Below are 26,363 nucleotides of genomic sequence, written 5' to 3' on the forward strand. Positions count from 1 at the left end.
CAGGTAAAACGGCCGGATGACCAGCGCCGGCTACGGCTCGCCACGCCGAGCCGTAGGCCACGCGGGCAAACACCGCTTGATCACCGCGCTGGGCTACGGCTCGGGGACGGCAAACCTGCGTCGGCTACGGCTCGCGAACCGGAAACCTGCGCCGGCTACGGCTCGGACCGCCACCACGCCACGGCGCCGGCCGCCGCAACGCCCACGGCACGGCACGGCACGGCACGGGGCGTGGCGACGCCCGGCACGGACCGCCGCCACGCCCCGGCTCAGAGCACCGCCACGCCCCGGCTCAGAGCGCCGCCGCCTCCGGCTCGGCCGGGGCGCGGGCCGTCCGGGCGTTCAGCCGCCGGTAGGGCCTGCTCATCAGCGCCAGCGCCGTGGCGATCACCCCGATGACGCCGGTCAGGACGAAGACCAGCGCGATCCCCCGGTCCGCCCCGGTCCCGAACCACGAGCCGAGCTCCCGGGCGCCCCACCCGTCGACCATGAACGGGATGAACACGAACTGCGTGATCGGCGAGATCAGGAACGCGGTCAGCGGCGACGCCGCCTGCTCCGCGCTCTGTGCCAGCCCGAACACCCGGCCCTGCCGCTCGTAGGGCACCACCTTCTGCAGGATCGTCTGCTCGGCGGCTTCGGCATACGGCATGAGCAGCATGTACAGGTAGAACCCGACGGCCAGCCACCAGATCGACGCCCGCAGCGGGAAGACGATGATGATCGCCCAGAGCGCCACGTTGATCAGCAGCAGGAGGCGCACCGGCTGACGGCCGAGACCGGTCCGGGACACCACGATGCCGCCGACGATCATGCCGGTGCTGAGGACGCCCCAGAGCAGTCCCCAGGCCTGCACCGACACCAGGGACAACCCGTAGGCGTCGGCCAGGGCCATGAAGACGCCGCCGAGGAAGTTGTTGAACATGCTGAACAGGATCAGCGCGGTCAGCCCGGGCACGCCCGCGATGATCCGCAGGGTGCCGCGGATGTCGACGCCTCCCACCGAAGGGGTGTCCCCGTGCGGAACCTCCCGCTCCGGGATCGTCACGAACGACAGGTGCAGGATCGCCAGGCCGAGCGCCGCCATCGCCAGGATGATCACCGAGCGCATCCCGTCGAAGGCCACCAGCACGCCGCTGATCACGGACGTGGTCAGGAACGTCGTGCCGGTGACCGTGCCGACCAGGCCGTTGGCGCGGTCCCGGGTGTCCTCCTCGATGAGCAGGGTGACGAGGGTGGGCGTGGCGATGGTCCGGATGTTGCCGGCGATCACGCCGAACATGAGCAGCAGGATCAGCGCCCAGAGCGCGACGCTCGCCGGATCGTGGAAATCATCCGCCGGGGTGACCAGGTAGACGGCGAAGGCGCCGGCGTAGAACAGCAGCGACGCGGCCGCCGAGCCCTGCAGCGCGGCCTTCTTGCGGTGCCCGTCGACGATGCTGCCGAACCAGATGCCGGTGGCCGCGGTCAGCAGCAGGAAGATGCCCGAGATCATCCCGGTGGCGAAGACCGACCTCGTCTGCAGATAGACCCAGAAGGTCACCGCGAACCAGACGGTGAAGTTCATGACCGACACCAGCAGCGTGTTGGCGAGGATCTGGTAGAAGGTCTTCACATGGCCCTGGATGGAGGTCATGCCCGTTAAGGTACGACCTCAACGGTGGTGGAAGTCCAGCGAGAATCGGCCATCAGCGCGCCGCACTCGGCGGCCGGCAACGGTCGCGCCATGAAGAACCCCTGCCCGTACCGGTAACCCATGGCCCGCAGCCGGTCCATCTGCGCCTGGCTCTCGATGCCCTCGGCCACCGCCTTGAGCTGCAGATGCTCGGCGAGCTGCGCCACCGCGCCGGCCACCGCGAGGCGTCCCCGGTCCTCGCCGTCGGCGATTCCGTCGACGAACGACTTGTCGAGCTTGAGCACGTCGACCGGGAACGCGCGGAGCAGGCTCAGCGACGACTGGCCGGTGCCGAAGTCGTCGAGCGCGAGCCGCACACCCATCTCGTGCAGCGCCTCCAGGGTGGCCCGGACCTGCCAGCCGTCGACCACCGACGACTCGGTGACCTCGAGGATCAGGTTGACCGGGGTCAGGCCGGTGTCGCTGAGGACGGCGGCGACCTCGTCGACGAAGCCCGCCTCGCGCAGTTGCCGTACCGCGACGTTGACGTTGACCGCCTCGATCGCGCCGTCGCCGTGCTCGTCGCGCCAGCGGGCGAGCTGCTCGCAGGCCTCGCGCAGCACCCACGTGCCGAGTGGCACGATCAGCCCGGACCGCTCGGCGACCGGGATGAACTCGGCGGGTGAGACGAAGCCGCGCTGCGGGTGCTGCCAGCGGACCAGGGCCTCGGCGCCGGCGAGACGGCCGGTGACCAGGTCGTACACGGGCTGGTAGAGCAGGCGCAGCTCGCCGCGGAGGATGGCGGTGCGCAGCTCGCTGGCGAGCAGCGCGTGGCTGACCATGTCCTGCCGCATCTGCGGCTCGAACCGGGTCCAGGACGCCTTGCCGGACTCCTTGGCCGCGTACATCGCGATGTCGGCGTTGCGCAGGACCTCGTCGGCGGTCTCGCCGTGCCCGGCGATCGCGATGCCGGCGCTGGCGTGCAGCAGCAGGTTCTGGTCACCGAAGTCGAACGGGTCGGCGAGGGCGCGCAGCAGCCGCCCGGCGGCCTCCTCGGCGGTTCGCGGGTCGTCGACCGGCAGCATCACGGCGAACTCGTCGCCGCCGAGCCGGGCCACCAGCTCGCTCTCCGCGCTCCGGTCGCGCAGCCGCATGGCGACCTGGTGGAGCAGCTGGTCGCCGGCGGCGGGGCCGAGCGTGTCATTGATCATCTTGAAGTCGTCGACGTCGATCAGCAGCGCGGTGGCCGGCAGGCAGGAGTCCAGCCGGCTGCCGAGCACCACGCCGAACCGGGCGCGGTTGGGCAGGCCGGTGAGCGAGTCGGTCAGCGCGAGCCGTTCCAGCTCGGCCTGCTGGCGGCGGATCCCGCGCAGCGCGATGGTGTTCTCGTGCAGGCTGAGCAACTGGCGGGCGACCACGAAACCGGCGATCAGCACGGCGCCGATGATCACCGTACGCTGCCGGTTGGTCATCTCCTGGGCGCTGACCGTGACGACCAGGCCGGCCGTCGCGGTGACCGCGAGGAACGGCAGCAGGTTGAAGAGCGAGCGGTGCGTGAGGACCGGCCGCGGCTCGCCGGCGAGCGAGCGCCGCTGCAGCGCCGCGCCGCCGCAGACGGCGGCCCCGACCAGCGGCAGGGCCAGCACGGACAGCGCCAGCCGGCTCCAGTCCGCCCCGGCGATCAGCAGGATGGTGCCGGCGATCGCGGCGATCGGCGCGACGGTGAGCACCCGCAGCGCCATCGGCTCGACCATGGTCTCCGGCCGGGACGTGGCCTTGCCGATCATCACGAGGAGCAGCACGCCACCGACGCCGACGATCGCCGCGGCGGTACGGGCGACCAGCGACGTCCCCGCAGGTGCCAGGTCGAGCACCGCGTACCAGAAGATCAGCGCGCTGGCCACGGCGACCGTCGCGGCGTCCAGGAGGGCGCGCAGCCAGCCCACGGCGGTGCGCCGCGGCCCGGGCAGCCCGAGGAACGCCTGCATCAGCAGCAGGACCCCGCACAGCATCGGCACCGCGGTCTGCACCGACAGCCCGGTGTTGTTGTTGGCCCGGGCGAGCGAGACGCAGGAGGCGACCAGCAGGAAGATCGAGGCGTACTCCAGACGGCGCCAGAACGTGCGCACCGCCCGGGCGAGCCGCGGCTGCCGGGCGACCCGCCAGCTGGCGTACGTCGCGGCGGCCAGCGCGACCGGCCCGCCCGCGTAGCCGAGCGTCACGTCGGACGCGGAGCGCAGCAGCAGCCAGAGCAGCACCGCGACGATGGCGCCTGCGGCCGTCACCACCGGAGCCAGCCCTCCGGCTCGCTGCCTTTCGGGTGCGCTCACGGTCTCCGACTGCTCCTCGCCGACTGGCAGACTTGACACAGAACCAGTCGGCGCGGACCAGCCGGACCTGAGTTCTATCCCTCCAGCGCCGCCGAAACGACGCCGCGGGCCTCCTCCTGGATCCGGGCCAGGTGCTCCGGACCTTGGAACGACTCGGCATAGATCTTGTAGACGTCCTCGGTGCCGGACGGCCGGGCCGCGAACCAGCCGGACTCGGTCACCACCTTGAGCCCGCCGATCGCCGCGCCGTTACCGGGGGCGCTGGTCAGCACCCCGGTGATCGGCTCGCCGGCCAGTTCCTTCGCGGTCACCTGGGACGGCGACAGCTTGCCGAGGACGGCCTTCTGCTCGCGGGTCGCCGGCGCGTCGATCCGGGCGTAGGCCGGTTCGCCGAAGCGGTCCGTCAGCTCCCGGTACAGAACAGAAGGCGTCTTGCCCGTGGTGGCGATGATCTCGGACGCCAGCAGGTCGAGCAGGATGCCGTCCTTGTCGGTGCTCCACACGCTGCCGTCGCGGCGCAGGAACGACGCCCCGGCGCTCTCCTCGCCGCCGAAGCCGATCGACGCGTCAAGCAGGCCGGGCACGAACCACTTGAAGCCGACCGGCACCTCGTCGAGGCGGCGGCCCAGGTCGGCGGCGACCCGGTCGATCATCGAGGAGGAGACGAGCGTCTTGCCGATGCCGGCGCCGGCCGGCCAGTCGGTGCGGGCCCGGAACAGGTACCCGATCGCGACCGCGAGGTAGTGGTTCGGGTTCATCAGCCCGCCGTCCGGGGTGACGATGCCGTGCCGGTCGGCGTCGGCGTCGTTGCCGGTGGCGATCTGGAACCGGTCCTTCTGCTCGATCAGCGACGCCATCGCGTACGGCGAGGAGCAGTCCATCCGGATCTTGCCGTCCCAGTCCAGCGTCATGAAACCGAACCGCGGGTCCACGGCAGGGTTCACCACGGTCAGGTCCAGACCGTGCCGCTGGGCGATCTCCCCCCAGTACGCGACGCTCGCCCCGCCCAGCGGATCCGCGCCGATCCGGACACCGGCCCGCCGGATCGCCTCGATGTCGATCACCGAGGGCAGGTCGTCCACGTACGTGGCGAGGAAGTCGTACCCGGAGACGGTGGCCGACTCGCGGGCCCGGACCGCGCTGATCCGCCGCACGTCCTTGAGACCGCCGGCGATCAGCTCGTTCGCCCGGTCCTGGATCCACTTGGTGGCGTCGGTGTCGGCCGGCCCGCCGTTCGGCGGGTTGTACTTGAAACCGCCGTCGTCCGGCGGGTTGTGCGACGGCGTGACGACGACGCCGTCGGCGAGCCCGTCGTTGCGCGCGCGGGTCCGGTTGTAGGTGAGGATCGCGTGCGACAGGGCGGGCGTCGGCGTGTACCCGTCCCGGCTGTCGATCAGCGTGGTGACGTCGTTGGCGGCGAACACCTCGAGCGCCGTGATCATCGCGGGCTCGCTCAGCGCGTGCGTGTCGCGGGCCAGGAAGAGCGGCCCGTCGGTGCCCTGCTCCCGCCGGTACTCGACGATGGCCTGGCTGGTGGCGGCGATGTGGTCCTCGTTGAACGCGGTGCGCAGGCTGGAGCCGCGGTGCCCGGAGGTGCCGAACGCGACGCGCTGCCCCGCCTGGCCCGGATCCGGGTGCTCCGTGTAGTAACGCGAGATGACTTTGGGCACGTCGATCAGATCAGCCGGTTCGGCGGGCGTGCCGGCGCGGGGGTGGGTGGACATCGCGGCCTCCTTTGGAGCGTGGACCTGTGCGGAATCGTATCGAGCGGCCCGGTTGAACCTTTCCCCCGCACCATCCGAACTACCTTCTGTGACCCGGGTTGTTCCACGCGTGCTGTTGCTCCTGCTCATCCTGCTGGGAGTGCTCGCCGCCGCGCCGCGCCCGGCATCCGCCCACGCCGCGACGGTCGGGTCCAGCCCGGCGCCCGGCAGCGTCGTCGGGTCCTCCCCCTCCGAGGTCACCGTCACGTTCAGTGAGCCGGTCGCCCCGGTCAGCGGCCAGATCCAGGTGATCGCCCCGGACGGCGAGCGGATCAACGCGACGCCGGTCGTGGAGGGCACGGTCCTGCGCATCCCGGTCCGTAAGGCGAACCGCCCGCTCGGGACCTACCTGGTCAGCTTCCGGGTCATCTCGGCGGACAGTCACCCGGTCGGCGGTGCCGTCACCTTCTCGGTGGGCGCGCCGTCGGCGACGCCCGAGGCCGCGTCCGCCACCGGCTCGCATCCGTCGGTCACCCTCGCCGTCCCCACCCTCAAATTCCTGGGGTACGGGGGACTCGCGCTCATCACCGGACCCGCGCTGTTCCTGGCGTTCCTGTGGCCGCGCCGCCGTTCCCGCCAAGGCCCGCTCCGCCTGATCCGGATCGGTCTCGCCCTCACCGCGGTCGCCACCCTCGGCGCGCTCGGCACGCAGGCGCAGCAGGGCAGCGGCGGCGCGCTCTGGCAGGTCTCGGTGTCCGAGCTGACCACCGTGCTCGACAGCCGGTACGGTCTGCTGCTGATCGCCCGCCTGGCCGCGCTGGCCGTCCTCGCGGTCCTGCTGCCCACCCTGCTGAGCGCCCCCGCCCGCAGGCCGTCCCACCTTCCCGCGGCCGCCGTCGCCGCGCCGCAGCTGGTCACCGTCGCGGCGGGCGCACCGCACTCAGCGCCGGCCGGTCCGGCCGGTCCGGCCGGCTCTCAGCGTTCGCGAATCGGGCGCCCGGCAGCACTGGCGACCAGCCGGACCGGCCGGACCAGCCGGTCGCCAGTGCTGGTCGGCGTGGTGCTTCTGGTGGGCGTCCTCGGACTCGCGACGTGGCCCCTGACCGGGCACGCGATCGCCGCCCCGATGCCCGCCGTGACCGTCGCGGTGGGCGTGGTTCACCTCGCCGCGATGGCGGTGTGGATCGGCGGGCTGGTCACGCTCCTCGGATTCCTGCTGCGCGGCACCGACCGGCGGGTCCTCGGTGTGCTGCTGCCGGCCTGGTCACGCTGGGCGGTCCTCGCGGTGATCTGGCTCGCCATCGCCGGCGCGGTGCAGGCGGTGGTCCAGCTGGGCGGGCTCGCCGCGGTCTGGCAGACCGGGTACGGCCGGCTCCTGCTCGCCAAGCTGGCCCTGCTCGCGGGCGTCCTCGCCCTGGCCGCCACCGCCCGCCGCCTGGTCACCCGGGTGGCCGCCACCGGCGCGTCCCGGCTGCGCCGCACGGTCGGCGTGGAGATCGTGGCGACCGTGCTGATCCTCGGGCTGAGCGCCGTGCTGGTGCAGGTCGACCCCGGCCGGACCGCCGGCGCCCGGGACCGCGCGGTCGCCGGCAAGGGACTGTCCGAGACGCTGAGCAGCCCGCTCTACACCGTGCAGTTCAACATCTATCCGGTCGAGCTGGGCGAGTACAACACGGTGCACGCGTTCCTCTACACCCCGGCCGGTGCGCCCCTCACGCCCGCCGAGTGGCAGCTCAGCACCCGTCTGGTCAGCCAGAACCTGGAGGCCGTGAAGGAGCCGTTCGCCGCGCTGCCGATCGAGCACCAGGCGCTCGGCACGGTCACCTTCCCGGTGCCCGGCACCTACGAGATCGCCTTCACGATCCGGGTCGACGAACTGAACCGGGCCACCGTGAAGACGACCGTCACGGTTCCGCCCCGGTAGAGGTGACACCGGCTCGAATTCTGGGCAGAACAGATCCGTGAAGGTCTCCATGAACGAGAGATCAGGCGCCGTCGTCGTGACGGTACGAGGAAACCTGGATCTCGACAGCGCCCCCACCCTCGCCGTCTGCCTCGACGAGGCACTCGGCCGACCGGAGCCACGTGTCGTGGTCGACCTGTCCGGTGTCGACTTCTGCGACTCGATCGGCTTGAGCACGTTCGTGACCGGGCACAACCGGGCACGGGCCGCCGGTGGCTGGCTGCGGCTGGCCGGACCCGGCGAATTCCTGGAACAGCTGCTCGACACGGTCGGGCTGGCCCGGCGGCTCGGCGTCTACCCGACCGTCGAGGACGCCGTCGCCAACCGCCCGGACGACTGAGCGACGGACCGGTGAGCGACCGATCACTCCGTCCGGCCTCCGGCCCCGCCCGCCGGATAGTCTCGCGGCGTGCTGATCCTGTTGCCGCCGTCCGAGGGCAAGACCTCCGCCACGGCGGGCGAGCCGGTCGATCCGGCCTCCCTCTGGCTGCCCGAGCTCGCCGCCGCCCGCACCCGGGTGCTCAACCGTCTCGTCGCTCTCTGCAGGCGCAGCAGCGAGCGGTCGGTCGCCGACTCCCTCACCGTCCTCGGTCTCAGCACCGGTCAGCGCGACGAGATCACCCGCAACGCGCGACTGCCGGAGGCGCCCGCCGCCCCGGCCGCGCAGATCTACACCGGGGTGCTCTACGAGGCCCTCGACCCGGCCGGGCTGGGCCCCGAGTCGCGCGCGTGGCTCGACGAGACGGCGGTGGTCTTCTCCGGGCTCTGGGGCGTGGTGCGCCTCGGCGACCGGATCCCCGCGTACCGGTGTTCGATCGGGGTCACCCTGCCGCAGGTGGGCGGGCTCACCCCGTACTGGAAGAAGGTCTTGAAGCCGGCGCTGGACCGCCTGGACGGACCCGTGCTGGACCTGCGCTCCGGGGCCTATGTGGCGATGTGGGCGCCCGGCCCGCAGAGCGCGCAGGTGCGCGTGCTGCACGAGCGCCTGGTCGGCGGGGTGGCGAAACGGTCCGTGGTCAGCCACTTCAACAAGGCCACGAAGGGGCGGCTGGTCCGCGCGCTGGCCGAGGATCGCGCGACGCCCGGGTCGGTGGACGAGCTGGTCGTGGCGATGCGCGACCTGAAGTTCACGGTCGAGGAGCGGCCCGCGCCCGAGGGCCGGCCGCGGCAGCTGGACATCGTGGTCAGCGATCTTTGAGTGGTGACGGCTCCCACTCTTCACTCCTGCCCCGGTAGATGAGATCGTTTAACGCCTCGCGGCCTCGGCCGGGAGGCGCCCCCCTCTCACGAACGCCTGATCCGGAGGACCCTTGTCCGATCGGACTCCACCGGAAAAGCCTGGCAAGGAACTGGTTCTCCGGCGCGAACCGGACGTGCCCGCCATGCTGCTCGCCGACAAGCGGTCCTGGCGGGAGTACGCCGCTCCCGGCCTGGTGATCTTCCTGGGCGTGCTCGCGGTGATCGCCTTCGGGCTGGTCGTGGTCACCCGCGGCGGCGACGAGCCGCAGCCCGCGGGCACCGCCCCGGCGCTCGGCGGACTCGGTGATCCGAACGCCGCCCAGCTGCCGATTCCGCTGCAGAGCCCGTCACCGTCGCCCAGCTTCGCCCCGGTCGACACGATCGCGATCGAGCGGTCCGCGGTGCCCGAGCGCGTCAACCTGACCGCCGAGGGCACGATCGACTGGGTGCACTGGGGTGAGCAGGGCACGTACGCGCTGGAACGCAACGCGAACGGCGGCTTCGCGATCCTCGAGGGCACCCCCGGGCCGTCCCGCGCGCGGCACACGCTGAGCCCGGAGAAATACCGCTGGACCGGCGGCAGCCCGCTCGCCTCGGCGTCCGGCGTGACGAGCGGCGTGCGGGCCTGCGACGCCGGCAGCGGCTTCACGCTCTCCGCGCCGGCCGGCACCCGGGACAGCACGCTGCGGCTCTACGTCGGCCTGGTCTCCGGGAGCGGGTCGCTGGAGGTCAAGCTCTCCACCGGCGGCAAGGTCGTCAGGGACCGCTGGGAGCAGACCGGCACGTCGATGGAGACAGCCGTCTACACGGTGAGCTACACCGCCACCGGTACTGGCAAGATCTCCCTCAAGTGGATCACCGATGAGTCCTTCTCCGAGGACTGCGGCGGGGTCGCACTGCAGGCCGCGACACTGAGCTGACCTGCGCAAACTCGGTTCGGTTCGGAAAGGGGAGCTTGTGTTCGCGGGCTGGGGAACGCGGGTCGCCCGCCTTCGATGGTCGGTGCTGGTCGTCGCGCTGGTCGCGGTGCTCGGCGCGGGCGTCTGGGGCGTCGGGGTGTTCGATCGGCTCACCGAGGGGGGTTACAGCGACCCGGACAGCGAATCCGCGCGGGCCGCCGACGTAGTCGCCACCGCCCTGGGCGGGCAGAGCGGCGACGTCATCGCGATCTACACGCCGGACCGGGGCACGATCGACGACGCGGCGCTGGCCAAGCGGATCACCGCGCGGCTCGGGGAGCTGCCCGGCGGCGCGGTCGTCTCGACGGCGTCGTACTGGGACGACAAGGCGCCGCGGTACGCCGCCGCGGACCGGTCCAGCGCGGCCGCGGTGATCACCCTGGCCGGCGCGGACGACGCCGAGAAGATGACGTCCTACGCGGACATCGAGGAGTCGCTGGGCGTACCCGGAGCGCACCTGCAGCTGGCCGGCAGCGTGCCGCTCTCGCACGCCTCCAACGAACGCTCCGCCGACGACCTGGTCTTCGCCGAGATGATCTCGCTGCCGATCGTCCTGGTGCTGCTGCTGTTCATCTTCGGCTCGCTGGTCGCCGCGTCCCTGCCGGTTCTCATCGGTGGCGCGGCGGTGCTCGGATCGCTCGGCGTGCTGCACACCGTCGCGCTCACCCACGAGGTCAACTCGTTCGCCGTCAACGTGGCGAGCCTGCTCGGGCTCGGCATGGCGATCGACTACGGCCTGTTCATGGTCGGCCGGTTCCGCGAGGAGCAGGCCGCGCACCCGACCGCCGAGGCGATCCGGCGGACCGTCGCCACCGCCGGCCGTACCGTCCTGTTCTCCGCCACCCTGCTGATGACCGCCCTCGCCGGGCTCCTGCTCTTCCCCCAGGGGTTCCTCAAGTCGCTCGCCTACGGCGGTCTCGCCGCGGTCTTCCTCGCGATGCTGCTGTCGCTCACCCTGCTGCCGGCGGTCCTGGCCATCCTGGGCCCGCGCGTGGACAAGCTTCCGGTACGCCTCCCGGCCCGCTCCGCCACGGGCCGCGGCTGGTCCCGGCTCGCCGGGGTGGTGCTGCGGCGGCCGGTGCTGGTCGCGGTGCCGATCCTGGCCGGTCTGCTGGTGCTGGCGCTGCCGATCGGCGGTGTCCGCTTCGGCGAGAACGACGAGCGGGTGCTGCCGTCGGACGATCCGTCGCGGGTGGCGATCGAGACGCTGAAAGCGGGCTATCCGCAGTTCAGCACCGGCGGCGTGCAGATCGTGATGCGGGGCGTGGCGACGGACGACGCGCGCGCTTCCGCGATGTCCGCGTTCTCGGATGCCCTGGCGAAGGTCCCCGGCGTCACCGAGGTGACCACGACGGGCGTGACCGGGGACCTGCTCGTGCTCAACGCCGCCCTCGCCGACCCCGACCCGTTCAGCGCCGCCGCCCGCCAGGCCGTCGACGACCTGCGCGCCCTGCCCGCGCCGGCCGGCGCCGACGTGCTGATCGGCGGCGCCACCGCCCGCAACGTCGACAGCATCGCCGCGATCGCCGCGAAACTCCCGCTGATGATCGGGTTGCTGGCCGGCGCCACGCTCGTGCTGATGTTCCTGGCGTTCGGCTCGATCCTGCTGCCGATCAAGGCGGTGGTGATGAGCGCGCTCAGCCTCACCGCCACGTTCGGCATCCTGATCTGGATCTTCCAGGACGGGCACGGCGCGGGCCTGCTGAACGTGACACCGGCACCCCTGGAAGCGGGCATCGTCGTACTGATGGCGGCCGTCGTATTCGGACTCTCCACCGACTACGAGGTGTTCCTGCTCTCCCGGATGGTCGAGGCCCGGGTCAGGGGCGCCACCACGGCCGAGGCCGTGACCATCGGCCTGACCCGGACCGGCCGCGTGATCAGCGCCGCGGCCCTGCTCCTGATCGTCGTGACCGGCGCCTTCGCCCTGTCTTCGGTGACCACGATGCGCTTCGTCGGCGTCGGCATGATCATCGCGCTGCTGCTCGACGCGACGGTGGTCCGGATGCTGCTGGTACCGGCGGTGCTCGCCCTCTTCGGCGACGCCGCGTGGTGGGCGCCGGGGCCGTTGCGGCGCTTGCAGGAGCGCGCGGGCCTGGCCGAGCACGCAGCCGAGCCCGCCGACGCGGACGCCGACCGGGCCACCGACGCGGACGCCGGCCGGACCACCCGCGTGGACGACACCGGCCGGACCACCCACGTGGACGACACCGACCGGGCCACCCGCATGGGCGGCGCCGACCAGGGGCCTCGCCACGCGGCGGCGGCGCTGCCCGGGCGGCACGCCGCCACCGCCCTTCCCGGCCGGCACGCGGCCGCTGCCCTGCCCGCCGGTCAGAGCGCCGGGCCACGGTCGTTCGCCGACTACCTGCCTGCCGACACCCTCGTCCTGCACACCTCGGTGGACGAGAACAACACGGTCGTACTGGACTATGACGACGTATTGGACTATCTGGCCGAGAAGGAACGGGTAGCTGCCATGGCCGTTTCCCACGCCGGCGATTCCCAGCCCGACGACGCCGAAGCTTCGGTGCCCACCTCACCGGCGGCACCGGACTCGCCCGAGGCGGCGGTGATCGCCGGCGCCGAGCCGCAGTCGCCCGAGGCCCTCGAAGCGGAGTCGCCCGAGACGCGGTCGCCCGAGGCCCCCGAACCGGAGTCGCCCCAGCCGGAGTCGCCAGAGGCGCAGTCGCCCGAGGCTGCGGTGATCGCTGTCGCCCAGCCGGAGTCGGCCGAAGCGTCCGAGACGCCGGCGATCGCCGCGGCCGTGGAGGCCTCTCTGCCGGCTGACGAGAAGTCCTCCCTCACCGAGGATTCCCCCGTCGCTGCGGAAGCTTCTGACTCGGATCGGGCCGCTTCGGAGGCCCCGGAGGATCTGACGATCTCGCCGGCGCACGACAGTGAGGCGATCTGGGCCGAGGTCGAGGCGACCCTCGCGGCAGGGGCCGAAGCTGCCCACGGCGAGGCGCCGCCGGTTTCCACTGTCGAAGCCACCGACCCACCGGCGACAGAGCCGGCCGAGGAGCCCGTGGCCGACCAGCCGGTGGCCGAGCAGCCGGTCAAAGCCGACCAACCGGCCGCAGCTGCGCCGGAAGAAGCCGGGCCGGTGGCCTCCGCTGAGCCGGTCGCGGCCGTCGTGCCTGATCCGTTCGCCTGGCGGAAGGACCCTCGGCTCGCGAATCTGGCGGCCCCCGCTCCGGACGACTTCGGATGGCTGCCCAGCACCACACCCCCATCGCCCGAGCCCGCCGAACCAGCCGAGACCACCCAACCCGCCGAACCGGCCGAGACCGCCCAACCCGCCGAACCGGCCGAAGACGCCACCCCGGCGTCCACGGCCGACGCCGAACCCCGCCGCCCGCAGACCTTGGACGACCTGCTGAGTGGCACCGCCGTACCCGTCAGTGCGGCGCCGGCAGCGAGCCGGCGCCCGCAGACGCTGGACGAGTGGCTCAGTGGCCCGCGTCCGCAGACGCTGGGTGACGTGCCCGCCAAGCCCGGCCCCGCGCCGGAGAACCCGGCCCACTTCGCGCGCCCGCAGACGCTCGACGACTGGCTCAGCGGCCCCAAGCCGCCCACCCCGCGCCCGCAGACCCTGGCGGATCAGCCGAAATCGGCACGCCCGAAGGGCGAAGAGTGACCCGGACCCCTTGCCCCGTCCCACCGGCGGCCGATAGGACGGCCGGGTAAGTACAGTGCCTGCCGTGGAAACAAAGGGGGATGCGGTAATGGGCGTGGATCCGGACCGTCTCGCGGTCTGCCTTGCCGTCCTGGCTGAGGTGGAGGCGCTTCCGGCCGAGCACCCTGACGCGGTGAAGGTCCGGCGGGCCACCGCGGGGCTGTTCAAGACGGTGAAGCTGCAGCGGCGACGGGACCGCCGGGAGGCGGTCCTGGCGAACGACCGGGCGGTCACCGAGTCGACCGCGACCGGCGCGCCGGGGCGGATCGACGACGAGACCGCCGGCATTCCGCTGAAGAGCGGCGTGCGCGGCGCGACGGCGGGTGTGCTGAAGCAGGCGCGCGGCTGTTACGTGTGCAAGCAGCGGTTCACCGTGGTGGACGCGTTCTACCACCAGCTCTGCCCGCGCTGCGCCGAGCTGAACCACGCCCGGCGGGACGCGCGCACCGACCTGAGCGGCCGGACGGCGCTGCTCACCGGCGGGCGCGCCAAGATCGGCATGTACATCGCGCTGCGCCTGCTCCGGGACGGGGCGGATCTGACGATCACGACGCGGTTCCCGCATGACGCGGTCCGGCGGTTCGCGGCGATGCCGGACAGCGCGGAGTGGCTGCACCGGCTGCGGGTGGTCGGCATCGACCTGCGCGACCCGGCCCAGGTGGTGGGTCTTGCCGATTCCGTGGCGGCACGCGGTCCCCTGGACATTCTGATCAACAACGCGGCCCAGACGGTACGGCGTACGACAGGCGCCTACGCCGAACTGGTGGCCGCCGAGTCGGCTCCCCTGCCGGACGGACCGATTCCCGCCCTGGAGTACTTCGGCGGCGCCGCCACTCTCGGCGCGGCGTCCCCGGCCGCGGCACTCACCGCGGGCGGCGTCCTGTCACCGCAGGAGGTCACGGCGCTGGCGCTGACCGCGCGTTCCACCGGGATCGACGCGGGCGGCCTGGTGCCGGACACCACGCCGACGAACAGCTGGAGCGACCGGGTGCACGAGGTGGAGCCGCTGGAGCTGCTGGAAGTGCAGCTGTGCAACGTGACGGCGCCGTTCATCCTGGTGAGCCGGCTGCGCAGGGCGATGCGGGCGTCGGCGTTCCCCCGGCGGTACGTGGTGAACGTGTCCGCGATGGAGGGCATCTTCAACCGCGGCTACAAAGGCGCCGGTCATCCGCACACCAACATGGCGAAGGCCTCGCTGAACATGCTGACCCGCACCAGCGCGGAGGACATGTTCGCCGACGGCATCCTGATGACCAGCGTGGACACCGGCTGGATCACCGACGAGCGGCCGCATCCGACGAAGATGCGCCTGCACGAGGAGGGTTTCCACGCCCCGCTGGACCTGGTCGACGGCGCGGCCCGGGTCTACGACCCGATCGTGCGCGGCGAGCAGGGCGAGGACGTGTACGGCTGTTTCCTGAAGGACTACGCCCCGGTGGCCTGGTGACCCGGGTCCGGTGACGGGAGCGGGCCGCGCCCTCGAAAGGGTCGCGGCCCGCGCAGTGTCACGGGGCCGAGGCGTCACTCGCCGCCTTTGCCGCCCTTACCGCCTTTACCGCCTTTACCGCCACGGTCGTCGTCGCCGCCCTTGCCGCCGCGGAAGTCGTCGCCGCCGGGACCACCCTGGCCGCCACCACGGAAGTCGTCGCCGCCCTGGCCGCCCATGCCGCCACGGAAGTCGTCACCGCCGGGACCGCCCTGGTTACCGCCACGGAAGTTGTCGCCGCCACGGAAGTCGTCACCGCCGCGGACGTTGTCGCCGCCACGGAAGTCGTCACCACCACGGAAGTCGTCACCGCCACGGAAGTTGTCACCGCCCGGGCGTCCACCGTTCCGGAGCGAGAACGGCTTGCCGAAGCGGTCCGGACGGTCGTCCCAGCCCTTCGGCCAGCCGCCGCGCCATTCGTCCCAGCGCCAGTGGCTTCCCTTGACTTCGAGCACCCATCCGCGCCATCCGCGCAGCCACACGGGTTCGCAGTGGAAGCGCCACCAGGCGCCGTACCGCTGCCCGGTGAATCCGGCCCGGTAGCAGGCCCGTTCCCAGCGGTAGTACCCGACCACGTAGTCGTTGTCCCAGCGCGGGCCGGCCGACGCGCTGCTCGATGTCACGTTGCTCGGGGCGGCAGGTTCCGCCTGAGCCGGAGCCGTGCCGAGCATCGCACCGGCCGCGAGGCCCATGCTGCTGAGGGCCAGCATCCGCTTTACCTTGTTCATCTCACACCTTTTCGGACAAAACGCTATGACCTCGTCAGCCCATCACGGGTCGCAATCGGGTTCTGTCGTTTCCGGGAAAGTTGACCCTTTGGACGACCCGTTTAGTGTCCGTAAAGACATGATTTGAACAAATTGGTGCAGCGACGTTTACCGCTCGGCTGGGAGATGCCTGAGAATTGTGCCGAATCGACACGGCATTCCCGGCCGTCGCTCCGAGAATCCCCCCGCGTCAGCGGGCGACGCTCCGCCCGTACCCCCGCTCGCCGTGCCTGGCCGGCTTGGCGCCCACCTTGGGTGGGGCAACGGCCTTGACCGGGGCTTTCGATTCGGGAAGGGCGACGGGATAACGACGGAGGATCCAGGCCTGCTGGCCGAGCGCGAAGATGTTCTGGGTGACCCAGTAGAGGACCACGCCGATCGGGAACAACGCACCGGAGATCAGCAGCGACAGCGGGAATCCGTAGAGCATCACCCGCTGCATGATCAGCGCCGGCCCCTCCTCGGCCCGGCCCGCCTTGTTGATCATCTGGCGGGTGGTGAGGTAGGTCGTCACGGTCATCACCAGGATCAGCACGGCCGCGACCAGCTTCACGGTGAGGTCTCCGGTGCTGAACCCGGCGGTGATCGGCGCGGTGAGCAGCTTCGCGTGGATCGCGCTGTCGAACTGGGTGAGCGTCCAGCCGTAGAGGGTGCGCGACGCCTCGCTGGTGACGCCGGGACGCAGGTGGCGCAGCACGTGCAGCAGGCCGATCACCACCGGGATCTGCACCAGCATCGGCAGGAACGGGGCGAGCGGGCTGACCTTCTCCCGCGCGAAGAGGTCGGCGAGTTCCTTCTGCAGCGTCTCCCGGTCGCCCTTGTGCTTCTCCTGCAGGGCCTTGACCTGCGGCTGGAGACGCTGGGTGGCGCGCTGCGAGCGGACCTGCCGGATGATCACAGGGAAGAGCGCGAGCCGGACGGTGAGAACGAGGAAGACGATGCCGAGCACCCAGGACCACGAGGTGCCGAGGGCGAGGGTGTCGCCCAGCAGGCGATCCCAGGCGGCATGCCAGAAAAGAAGAATGGCGGAAATGGCGGTGTAGACAGGTTCCATCACGAGCGGACCCCTTGCGGACGCACTGGACTTGAGGACAGCCGGCAGTGGCCGCGATGAGGCGGAAGAGCTCAGGCGGCCACGGGCCGCGCGGTGGGTCCTCGAGGACGGGTGCGGCCCGGGGCGTCCGGGTCACGATGGCGGGGCACTCCGGCCCGGCGGGCACGATCGCGCATCGCCGAGCGGCTGACCAGCGGGTTCGCCGCGGAGCGGAAATCGATCATCAGGCCGGCGGCGAGCACCGTCACCAGCAGGAGGCCGGCCGCGCCGACCAGGAGCGCGGTGGGGCCGGCGTCGGTCAGCAGGCCGACCAGGCGCCAGAGGGCTTCCCACCACATCACGCTCTCCACGTTAGCTCCGGTCCGCAACCTCGGTCTCCGGCAGCGCCGCGTACGCCGGGCGCAGCACCTCCACGATCGGCTGCCCATGGTGGCTCAGCGGCGGCGGGTCGAGCTGATCGAGCAGCGCGTCCGGGCGTACCCCGGCGAGCGGCGCCGCGCTGCCCGGCGCCACAAAGCCCTGCGGCCCGGCACCCGCGGGCTCGGCACCCGCCCACTCGGCACCCGCCGGCGCGACACCCGCCCGCTCGGCACCCGCCCGCTCGGCACCCGCCGGCGCGACACCCGCCGGATGCACGCCCCAGAACGCGGCCGGATCGTCCGGATCGACGAGCGGCCGCGCCGGTCCCGGCTGCTCGTCGGGCGAAGACGCGGCCGAGGACGCGGGCCGAGACGCCGCCGCCTTCGCCGCCTCGTCCACCGCCGCCGACTCGCGCAGCTTGCGCAGCCGCATCAGCAGCTCGTCCCGGGACCGCCCGCGCCAGGTGAACACCTCGAACGGGTCACCCTCGAACGTCCGGGCCAGCGCGTAACAGGTCGCCGCGAGGTGCACGCACGGCATCGGCCAGCGCTCACACGAGCAGTCCAGGGCGACCTCGTCGAGCGAGAGCGGCAGCAGGCCGAGCCCGGCGCCGGCGAAGACCGCCTCGATCCCGTCCGGCATCCGGCCGCTGAGCAGGTCGGCGGCGTAGCGGGCCTCGCTGACCAGGGCTTTCTCCACGCGGGCCCACTCGGCGGCGCCGAACGAGCGGACCGCGATCCGGGACCGGAAGGCGACCGGGTCGTCCGGGCCGCGGACCAGGGCGGTGACCAGGCTGGACGAGACGGTCAGGCTGCGCACGTGCCCGGCCCGGTCGTCGCGGCGCCCGCGGGCGAAGGTCGGGCCCATCCGCAGGGCCTCGAACATGCCGAGGAAGGCGATCGGGAAGTCAGTCAACGATGGCCTCCGGCGCGAGGGTGAACAGGTCCCGCAGCTCGCTGGTGGACAGCGCGCTCAGCCAGCTCTCGCCGGTGCCGACCACCCGATCGGCGAGGATGCCCTTGTCGGCGATCACCCGGTCGATGTTCTCCTCCAGGGTGCCGAGGCAGACCAGGTTGTGCACGTGCACGTCGCGGCGCTGCCCGATCCGGAACGCCCGGTCGGACGCCTGTGTCTCGGTCGCCGGGTTCCACCAGCGGTCGATGTGGATCACGTGGTTGGCGGCGGTCAGGTTCAGCCCGGTGCCCCCCGCCTTCAGCGACAGCACGAAGATCCCCGGCCGGGTGGCCTGCTGGAACGCGGCGACCATGGCGTCGCGCCGGCCGCGCGGCGTGCCACCGTGCAGGAACGACACCGGCGCGCCGAACCGGGCGGCCAGATGCGGGGTGAGCATCCCGCCGAACCGGGCGAACTGCGTGAAGCACAGCACGCTCTCCCCCGCGCCGAGCGCCCGGTCGACGATCTCCTCCAGACGGTCCACCTTGCCGGACCGGCCGGGCAGCGGCGAGTTGTCCTTCAGCGCCAGCGCCGGGTGCACGCACACCTGTTTCAGCTTGGTCATCGCGGACAGGACCAGGCCCTTGCGCCAGGTGTCGCCGGGCTCCTCGAGCCGGCCCAGCAGGTCGTCGAGCACCGCCTGGTAGAGGCTGACCTGCTCGGTCGTCATCCCGCACAGGTGCCGCACGTGCCGCTTGGCCGGCAGCTCGGCGGCGATCATCGCGTCGTTCTTGGTGCGGCGCAGCAGGAACGGCCGGGTCGCCTGCCGCAGCCGGGCCGCCGCGTCCTCGTCGGCGTACCGCTCGATCGGCACCGAGAACCGGGCCCGGAACGTGTGCGCCGACGCCAGCAGCCCCGGATTGAGGAAGTCCAGGATCGACCAGAGCTCGGCGAGCCGGTTCTCCACCGGGGTGCCGGTGAGCGCGATCCGGTTGCGCGCCGGGAACCGGCGGACCGCCTTCGCCGCGGCGCTGCCGGAGTTCTTGATGTGCTGCGCCTCGTCGAGCACCACCCGGTCCCAGTCGATCCCGGCCAGCACGTCGGCGTCCCGCACGGCGGTCTGATAGGTGGTGAGCACCAGGTCCGCCCCGTCCGCCAGGGTCCGCGGATCGGCCCGGTCGGCGCCGTGCAGCACCCGCACCCGCAGCCCCGGCGCGAACCGCTCCGCCTCCCGCTGCCAGTTGCCCAGCACCGAGAGCGGGCAGATCAACAGCGCCGGACCCGCCCGGTGGTGCAGCAGCAGCGTCAGCAGCTGCACCGTCTTGCCGAGCCCCATGTCGTCCGCGAGGCACGCGCCCAGCCCCAGCGCGTCCAGGAACGCAAGCCAGGAGAAACCCCTGATCTGGTACGGCCGGAGCACCGTCCCCAGGCCCTCCGGCGGATCCAGCAGCTCCAGGCTCTGCTCCAGACGCCCGGTGAGCAGGTCGGCGAGCCAGCCCTCGCCCCGTGCGTCGGTCACCGGCAGCGGCAGCTCCTCCGGCGGCAGCAGGCGCATCGTTGCCAGCGCGTCACCGGCGGTCATCGTCCCGCCGCCCCGGCTCAGGAACGCCAGCCCGGCCGCCAGCCGCTGCGGATCGAGGTGCACCCACCGCCCGCGCAGCCGGATCAGCGGCACCTTGGCCCGGGCCAGGTCGGCCAGCTCATGCTCGGTCAGGGTGCGCCCGCCGAGCGCGAGCGACCATTGGTAGTCGACCAGCTGTTTCTTGCCGACCGCCCGATCGCGCAGCACGCTGGAGACCGGGTCACGCCCGCGCACCTCCAGCGACAGGCCGAGCCCCGGCCGCCGCTGCCACCAGGCCGGGAGCAGCACGCCGTAGCCCGCCTCGGCGAGCAGCGCGGCGTGACTGAGGAACCCGTGCGCGGCCTCCGTGTCGAGCAGCATCTCGGCGGGCCGGGCGTCGCGCAGCGCCTCACCCAGCGCCGGGTAGAGCCGGGCTGCCCGGCCCAGCCCGGCGAGCAGGCGCTCCTGCGGGTGGCTGGTCCAGCGGCTGAGCGGCGCGAACGTGTCCCGCCAGACGTCCGCGGCCGGCACCAGCACGCTCGGCTCGTCGGTGGCCTGCAGCAGGAACTCCAGCCGCCAGGCGTCCTCGGGAAGCGGGACGTCGGCCGGCATCACCGGCTCGTGCTCGCGGGGATCGCTGAGCCGGAAGCAGACCCGCACCTCGGCACCCCGGGCCGCCTGCTCGAACCAGGCGTCCAGCCGCCCGGCGAGCTCGTCGGCGAGCGCGGGCGTGGCCTCGAACTCCGGCTCCCCGCCGAGCGCGGCCAGCCACCCGTAGTCGGCGAGGCTGACCCCGGCCTCCGCGAGCCGGGTCCGCACCAGCCCGTCCACCAGCCGGTCCAGTGCCACCCGCAGCAGCTCCTCGGCCGCCGCGCCGCCGCCGTGCTCGCCGCGGCCGTGCTCGCCGCCGCCGCCCTCGTCGCCGCGGCGAGCGGCCGCACTCCGCTGGCCCCCGCCGGCGGTTTCGGCGCCGCAGGCCGGTGGCATGGTCTCCAGCAGCGCGGCCCGGCGGACCGCGTCCGCCCCGATCGTCACCGGCCGCCAGTGCGCCGCCGGCCGCGCGCCCTCGATCCGGATCGCCGGCAGCACCCGCCCGCGCCGCACCAGGCTCGCCGCGAACCCGCAGAGCTCCACGATCCAGGCCGCCGACGGCGCGACCCGGCCCTCGAACTCGGCCACCAGGTCCGGATCGGCGAACGGCACGCTCACCGCCGGCACCCGCCACGGCCGCGCCCGCACGGCGCCCCGCCGCCGCGGCATCCCGAGCTGCGGCGACGCCAGCGGCCCGGCGGACGTCGAGGGCAGCACCACCGTCGCCGCCTCCCGCGGATCCCCGGCGGGCAACTCCCCCGCCGCCACCGCGAACGGATGCCACGCCGCGGCCCCGCGCCCCGCTCCCCTGCCGGCCACCGCCCCGCCCGTGGCCGCGCCGCCGACCGCCCCGGCCGCCGCCGCACGGCTCACCGGCCAGACCGATCCCTCCTCGGCCCAGAGGTTCAGCCCGCCGTCGCGCCCGACGAAGCCGTGCAGAACCCGCACCGAGGCCAGCACCGAAGCCTCGACGACGTCCGCACCGGCGCCCTGCTCCGCGGCCGTCGCGCCGGTCACGCCAGCTCCCAGGTCAGCTCGGGCGGGCGAACCCGGGCGCACCGGGGGCCGCCCTCCGCGTCGGTCAGGCCGAGCCGGCCGACCAGGACGCCCTCCCCGGCCGCCGCCGCCCGCAGCAGCGGCCCCGGGATGTCCCCGAACATCAGTTTCGCCCGGCGGAACATCGCGAACGCGTCGCCGTCGACCGCGCCCCAGCTCAGGTAGAGGAACCGCTGACCGGGCCGCCCGTGCACCCACGGCCCGCCCACGTCGATCAAGCCCGCCACCTCACGGACGTCGACGTCGAGCTCCCACACCGCGCGCTCGGCCGCGACCGGGACCCGCTGCACCACCTCAGCCCGGCCGCCCGCCGTGTGCTGCACACCGACGTGCACCCCACCCAGCCGCAACGCCTCCGCCTGCGGGGCGCCCGCCCGGCCGGGCAGGTCGTGGCCCTCGATCCTCATCCGCACGCCGACGACTCTAGGCCGCCCCTCCGACATTTCCCCGAGCCGCCCGGACGACCACGCCACCGGAAGCCGCCCCGGCCGCGGCGCAGCGGCACGACCGGACACACCCGCGGCGAGATCCCCGGGCCGCCGCACACGCCCGGCGCGCGGGCGCTCCCGGCAGTAGGGTGCGTTCATGGAGGCTTGGGACGGCGCCACGGTGCGCTTCCGCTATGCCGATCCCGCCAAGAGCCTCGCCGCGGTCCGCCTGCTCTCCTCCGTCCGCCACGCCGACCTGGAGTTCGCCGGCGACGGCTGGCAGCTCGACCTGCCGGCCCCGGCGGTCACGCGGATCGAGTACCGGTTCGAGCTGACCCACCCGGACGGCAGCCGGGAGACCGTGACCGATCCGGGCAACCCGATGCACGCGGCCGGCGGCTTCGGCGAGTCCTCGGTCGTGCACCACCCGGACTACACCGAGCCGGACTGGCTGCACCACGAGGGGATGGCCGGCACCTGGCGATCGCTGCACCTGCCGGTCCGGGGCCTGCACACCACCGCCGACATCCGGATCTGGTCGCCGGAGTCGCCGGACGCGACGAAGGGCCGGGTGCTGATCGCCCACGACGGGCCGGACTACGAGCGGTTCGGCGGCCTGGCCCGGTACACGTCGGCGATGATCCGGGCAGGACGGGTCCCCCCGTACCATCTGGCGCTCCTGCCGCCCGGTGACCGCGACGAGTGGTACTCGGCCTCCCCGGCGTACGCGCTGGCCCTGGCCGGCGAGATCATTCCGCGGATCCGGGCGGACCTGCAGAGCCCGGCGGTGGTGGGCGCCGGCGCGAGCCTCGGCGCGCTCGCCATGCTGCACGCGCAGCGCCGGCACCCGGCCGGGTTCGCCGGGCTGTTCCTGCAGTCCGGCAGCTACTTCCAGCCCCGCCACGACAGCCAGGAGTCGGATTTTCCCCGGTGGGGGCGGATCGTCCGGTTCGCCGGCCAGGTTCTGCGGGCCGGCCGCGGCCCGGCGGTTCCGGCCGTCCTGACCTGCGGGGCGGCGGAGGAGAACCTGGCGAACAACCGCGACATGGTGGATGCGTTGTGCGATCAGGGGTATCCGGTGGCATTCGCCGAGAACCCGGACGCACACACCTGGGCGGGGTGGCGGGACGCCCTGGACCCGCACCTCACGTCTCTTCTGTGCCGGATCTGGCCCGATTGATTGAAGGAGGCGGCCGTGGCCGACGTCGAGCACACCATCGGAATGTTGCTGGGTACCGAGGACGACTGGCCACGCGCGTACGAAGCGCTTCTGCGCCGCGTCGGCCTGGTGACCGGACCGGACGGCAAGACCCATCGAGCCAACGCGGTACGGGTGACGATCGAGCCGTTCAACCTGCGTGACAAGCCCCGGCACGACCTCGTCATCGACCGGCTGGCGTACTGGTACTACCACCCCCGCGAGTGGCTCAAGAAGATCGCGCTGATGGACGACGTCTACCTGCTGAACAGCCCGTTCACCTTCCAGTCGATGGAGAAGCACGCGGCGTACTGCGCGATGCTGCGACTCGGGCTGAAGATCCCGGAGACGGTGCTTGTCCCGTTCAAGAACCCCCTCGAGAACTCCCGCTGGGCGTACACCGCGGCGCGGTACAACCGGCCGTTCGACCTGGAGGCGACGGCGGCGGCGATCGGCTACCCGCTCTGGATGAAACCGTACGACGGCGGGGCCTGGGTGGGCGTCTCCAAGATCCGCAACGAGATCGAGCTGCACGCCGCGTACGACGCCTCCGGCGAGCGGCTCATGCACCTGCAGGCCTCGATCGAGGGCTACGACGTGTTCGCCCGCAGCCTGAGCATCGGCCCGGAGACGATGGTCATGAAGTTCCGGCCGGACCAGCCGATGCACGCCCGCTACGAGGTGGACCACAACTTCCTGTCCGCGTCCGCCGGCGACGAGGTGGTGACGATCTCCCGGCTGGTCAACGCGTTCTTCCGGTGGGAGTTCAACAGCTGCGAGACGCTGGTGCGCGGCGACGAGGTGCACCCGATCGACTACGCGAACGCCTGCCCGGACGTCGCGCTGACCTCGCTGCACTACTACTTCCCGTGGGCGATGACCGCTCTGCTGCGCTGGACGGTCTTCTGCGTGGTGACCGGCCGCAAGCCGCGCCTGGACACCGACACCTCGCGCTACTTCGCGATCGCCGACGACCATTCCCTGGGGTACGCCGAGAAGCTCGCCGCCTACCGCAAGCTCGCCGACGACTACTTCGAGGTGGACCGTTACCAGGAGTTCTGCGCGAAGCACCTGGGCAACCTCGACGACATCGTCTACGACTGGGTGACCTCGGAGGAGTTCCGCTCACTGCTGCGCGAGACGGTCCGCGCGATGTACCCGGTGCACGAGCACGAGAAGTTCCTGGCGCACTTCGGCGGCCTGATCGACGCGTGGATCCGGGACCAGGACCGTTGACGCGGTAACACCTCGGCAATAAACATATGTCCATGTCTCTTTGGGAGCGCTCCCGGATCATCGGCCTCACGGCCGCTCTGCTGACCGTCGGCGCCGCCGCGCCGGCCCTCGCCGACGAGGTCGAACAGGTCGTCAACGGCGGCTTCGACGGCACCGCCGACCCGTTCTGGTCCTCGGCCGGCTCACCGATCACACTCGAGGACGGCCAGGCCTGCATCGACGTGCCCGGCGGCACCACCAACCGCTGGGATGTGGCGATCGGGCAGAACGACATCGATCTCGTCGCCGGCGAGAACTACCGGTTCAGCTTCGACGCCACCGGCGGCGCGGGCCACGTGGTCCGCGCGGTCACCGGGCTGGCCGTCAGCCCGTACGACACCTACTTCGAGCAGTCGCCGGTCCTCAGCGGCGACCGCACCCACTACGAGTACACGTTCACCGCGAGCACCTCCACCGCGCAGGGCCAGGTCGCCTTCCAGGTCGGCGGCAGCCCGGAGGACTGGCGGTTCTGCGTGGACGACGTCAGCCTGGTCGGCGGCGTCCCACCGGAGGTCTACGAGCCGGACACCGGCCCCCGGGTGCGGGTCAACCAGGTCGGCTACCTCACGGACGGCCCGAAGAACGCGACGGTGGTCACCGAGGCGACGGCGCCGCTGCCGTGGCAGCTCACCGACCGGTCCGGAAAAGTCGTGAAGAAGGGCAGGACGACGCCCCGGGGGATCGACGCATCGTCCGGGCAGAACGTCCACACCATCGACTTCAGCGGATACCGGCGGGACGGCAGGAGCCTCACCCTGACCGCCGACGGCGAGACCTCCCGCCCGTTCGACATCGGCACCGACGCGTACAAGACTCTGCGCACCGACGCCCTGAAGCTCTACTACACCCAGCGCAGCGGCATCGAGATCTCGGGCGACCTGCGCCCCGGCTACGCCCGCCCGGCCGGTCACGTCGACGTCGCCCCGAACTCCGGTGACGGCAAGGTGCCCTGCCAGCCCGGCGTCTGCGACTACACCCTGGACGTGCGCGGCGGCTGGTACGACGCCGGCGACCACGGCAAGTACGTCGTCAACGGCGGCATCTCGGTCTGGGGCCTGCTCAGCGAGTACGAGCATCTGCGCGGCTCCCGCCGGGTCGACCTGACCATCCCGGAGAGCGGCAATCGCGTGCCCGACCTGCTCGACGAGGCACGCTGGGAACTCGACTTCCTGCTGTCGATGCAGGTGCCGGCCGGTCACCCGTACGCCGGAATGGTGCACCACAAGATCCACGACGCTGCCTGGACCGGCCTGCCCCTGCTGCCCCACCTGGATCCGCAACCGCGCGAACTGCACCCGGTCTCCACCGCCGCGACGCTGAACGTCGCCGCGACAGCGGCGCAGGCGGCGCGTCTCTACAAGCCGTTCGACGCGGCCTTCGCGAAACGGGCGCTCGCCGCGGCGCGCACCGCCTACCGGGCCGCCAAGGACAACCCCATCCGGTACGCCCCGGTGGAGGACGGGGTCGGCGGCGGCGCCTACAACGACGACAAGATCACCGACGAGTTCTACTGGGCGGCGGCCGAGCTCTACCTGACCACCGGCGAACGGCAGTACCGCGACGACGTGCTGAGCTCCCCGGAGCACACCGCCGACGTGTTCGGCCCGGTCGCGTTCGACTGGGCCGCGACCGCCGCGGCCGCCCGCATCGACCTGGCGCTGGTCCCGAACCACCTGCCCGGCCGGTCCGCGGTGCGCGCGTCGGTGGTGCGCGGCGCCGAGGAGTACCTCGCGGTGCAGCGCGGGCACGGCTACGGGGTGGCCTACGCGCCCGCGAACAACGTGTGGGACTGGGGCTCCAGCAGCATCATCGCCAACAACCTGGTGGTGATCGCCGCCGCCGAGCGGATCACCGGCCGGGACCGCTACCGCGACGGCGTGCTGACCGGCATCGACTACCTGTTCGGCCGCAACGCCCTGAACATCTCCTACGTCACCGGGTACGGCGAGGTCAGCTCGCAGAACCAGCACAGCCGCTGGTACGCCGCGCAGCTCGACCCGGCGCTGCCGCACCCGCCCGCCGGCACGCTGTCCGGCGGGCCCAACTCGTCGATCCAGGACCCGGTCGCGCAGGCCAAACTGACCGGCTGCGTGGGCCAGTTCTGCTACATCGACGACATCGGGTCCTGGTCCACCAACGAGCTCACCATCAACTGGAACGCGGCGCTGGCCTGGATCAGCGCATACGTAGCCGAGACCGCCTGAG

The 26,363-nt window shown here is 72.3% G+C and carries 18 protein-coding genes; 9 read left to right on the forward strand and 9 right to left on the reverse strand.

Features of this window, described 5'->3' with window-relative positions:
- Positions 1-292: 292 nt before the first annotated feature.
- From AMIS_RS23670 to pgm, 3 genes are all read right to left on the reverse strand, one after another.
- Positions 293-1,636 carry an MFS transporter gene (locus AMIS_RS23670; protein WP_014444927.1) on the reverse strand — a complete coding sequence of 448 codons (1,344 nt, stop codon included), beginning with the start codon at positions 1,634-1,636 and terminating at the stop codon, positions 293-295.
- Positions 1,637-1,641: 5 nt separating this feature from the next.
- Entirely contained in the window at positions 1,642-3,945 is a 2,304-nt protein-coding gene (locus AMIS_RS23675; protein ID WP_157435020.1) for a putative bifunctional diguanylate cyclase/phosphodiesterase, read from the reverse strand.
- Between the two features lie 74 nt (positions 3,946-4,019).
- Positions 4,020-5,669 (reverse strand): phosphoglucomutase (alpha-D-glucose-1,6-bisphosphate-dependent), encoded by a 1,650-nt coding sequence (pgm, locus tag AMIS_RS23680; RefSeq protein ID WP_014444929.1) that lies wholly within the window; start codon positions 5,667-5,669, stop codon positions 4,020-4,022.
- Positions 5,670-5,778: 109 nt separating this feature from the next.
- Here pgm and AMIS_RS23685 point away from each other — a divergent pair, with 109 nt between their 5' ends.
- The 6 genes from AMIS_RS23685 (at position 5,779) to AMIS_RS23710 (ending at position 14,935) form a co-directional block, all read left to right on the forward strand.
- Complete coding sequence (locus tag AMIS_RS23685; RefSeq protein WP_231859071.1) at positions 5,779-7,572, forward strand: copper resistance CopC/CopD family protein; 1,794 nt, start codon at positions 5,779-5,781, stop codon at positions 7,570-7,572.
- A gap of 49 nt (positions 7,573-7,621) precedes the next feature.
- A complete protein-coding gene (locus tag AMIS_RS23690) occupies positions 7,622-7,951 on the forward strand; it encodes an STAS domain-containing protein (RefSeq protein ID WP_014444931.1) in 330 nt (109 codons plus the stop codon).
- A gap of 69 nt (positions 7,952-8,020) precedes the next feature.
- Positions 8,021-8,809, forward strand: coding sequence for a YaaA family protein (locus AMIS_RS23695; protein ID WP_014444932.1), 789 nt, complete (start codon positions 8,021-8,023; stop codon positions 8,807-8,809).
- Positions 8,810-8,921: 112 nt separating this feature from the next.
- Positions 8,922-9,770 carry a hypothetical protein gene (locus AMIS_RS23700; RefSeq protein ID WP_014444933.1) on the forward strand — a complete coding sequence of 283 codons (849 nt, stop codon included), beginning with the start codon at positions 8,922-8,924 and terminating at the stop codon, positions 9,768-9,770.
- Between the two features lie 37 nt (positions 9,771-9,807).
- Complete coding sequence (locus tag AMIS_RS43735) at positions 9,808-13,449, forward strand: MMPL family transporter (protein ID WP_014444934.1); 3,642 nt, start codon at positions 9,808-9,810, stop codon at positions 13,447-13,449.
- Positions 13,450-13,537: 88 nt separating this feature from the next.
- Positions 13,538-14,935 (forward strand): SDR family NAD(P)-dependent oxidoreductase, encoded by a 1,398-nt coding sequence (locus AMIS_RS23710; RefSeq protein ID WP_014444935.1) that lies wholly within the window; start codon positions 13,538-13,540, stop codon positions 14,933-14,935.
- Positions 14,936-15,009: 74 nt separating this feature from the next.
- Here the strand turns inward: AMIS_RS23710 and AMIS_RS41265 are convergent, their stop codons facing one another.
- The 6 genes from AMIS_RS41265 to AMIS_RS23740 all read right to left on the reverse strand — a co-directional run bounded on the left by AMIS_RS41265 (position 15,010) and on the right by AMIS_RS23740 (position 21,664).
- Positions 15,010-15,702: a hypothetical protein gene (locus AMIS_RS41265; protein WP_014444936.1), complete on the reverse strand. Its 693-nt coding sequence runs from the start codon at positions 15,700-15,702 to the stop codon at positions 15,010-15,012.
- 229 nt (positions 15,703-15,931) lie between these two features.
- A complete protein-coding gene (gene yidC, locus AMIS_RS23720; RefSeq protein WP_014444937.1) occupies positions 15,932-16,795 on the reverse strand; it encodes a membrane protein insertase YidC in 864 nt (287 codons plus the stop codon).
- Between the two features lie 71 nt (positions 16,796-16,866).
- On the reverse strand, positions 16,867-17,145 hold the full coding sequence (locus AMIS_RS23725) for a DUF6412 domain-containing protein (protein ID WP_014444938.1): 279 nt from the start codon (positions 17,143-17,145) through the stop codon (positions 16,867-16,869).
- Between the two features lies 1 nt (position 17,146).
- Positions 17,147-18,070 carry an SWIM zinc finger family protein gene (locus tag AMIS_RS44215; protein WP_041830013.1) on the reverse strand — a complete coding sequence of 308 codons (924 nt, stop codon included), beginning with the start codon at positions 18,068-18,070 and terminating at the stop codon, positions 17,147-17,149.
- Positions 18,063-21,218, reverse strand: coding sequence for a DEAD/DEAH box helicase (locus AMIS_RS23735; RefSeq protein ID WP_014444940.1), 3,156 nt, complete (start codon positions 21,216-21,218; stop codon positions 18,063-18,065). Before AMIS_RS23735 ends, AMIS_RS44215 begins: the two co-directional genes overlap by 8 nt.
- Positions 21,215-21,664 (reverse strand): DUF5990 family protein, encoded by a 450-nt coding sequence (locus AMIS_RS23740; RefSeq protein WP_231859409.1) that lies wholly within the window; start codon positions 21,662-21,664, stop codon positions 21,215-21,217. Before AMIS_RS23740 ends, AMIS_RS23735 begins: the two co-directional genes overlap by 4 nt.
- A 178-nt stretch (positions 21,665-21,842) precedes the next feature.
- Between AMIS_RS23740 and AMIS_RS23745 the strand changes: the two genes are divergently transcribed.
- From AMIS_RS23745 to AMIS_RS23755, 3 genes are read left to right on the forward strand one after another with little or no spacing between them, the layout of a single operon-like run.
- Positions 21,843-22,865: an alpha/beta hydrolase gene (locus AMIS_RS23745; protein ID WP_014444942.1), complete on the forward strand. Its 1,023-nt coding sequence runs from the start codon at positions 21,843-21,845 to the stop codon at positions 22,863-22,865.
- Positions 22,866-22,880: 15 nt separating this feature from the next.
- Positions 22,881-24,119 carry an ATP-grasp domain-containing protein gene (locus AMIS_RS23750; RefSeq protein ID WP_041831203.1) on the forward strand — a complete coding sequence of 413 codons (1,239 nt, stop codon included), beginning with the start codon at positions 22,881-22,883 and terminating at the stop codon, positions 24,117-24,119.
- Between the two features lie 26 nt (positions 24,120-24,145).
- Positions 24,146-26,362: a glycoside hydrolase family 9 protein gene (locus tag AMIS_RS23755; protein WP_014444944.1), complete on the forward strand. Its 2,217-nt coding sequence runs from the start codon at positions 24,146-24,148 to the stop codon at positions 26,360-26,362.
- The last annotated feature ends 1 nt before the right edge of the window (position 26,363 follow it).

Source organism: Actinoplanes missouriensis 431 (assembly GCF_000284295.1).
GTDB classification, from domain to species: domain Bacteria; phylum Actinomycetota; class Actinomycetes; order Mycobacteriales; family Micromonosporaceae; genus Actinoplanes; species Actinoplanes missouriensis.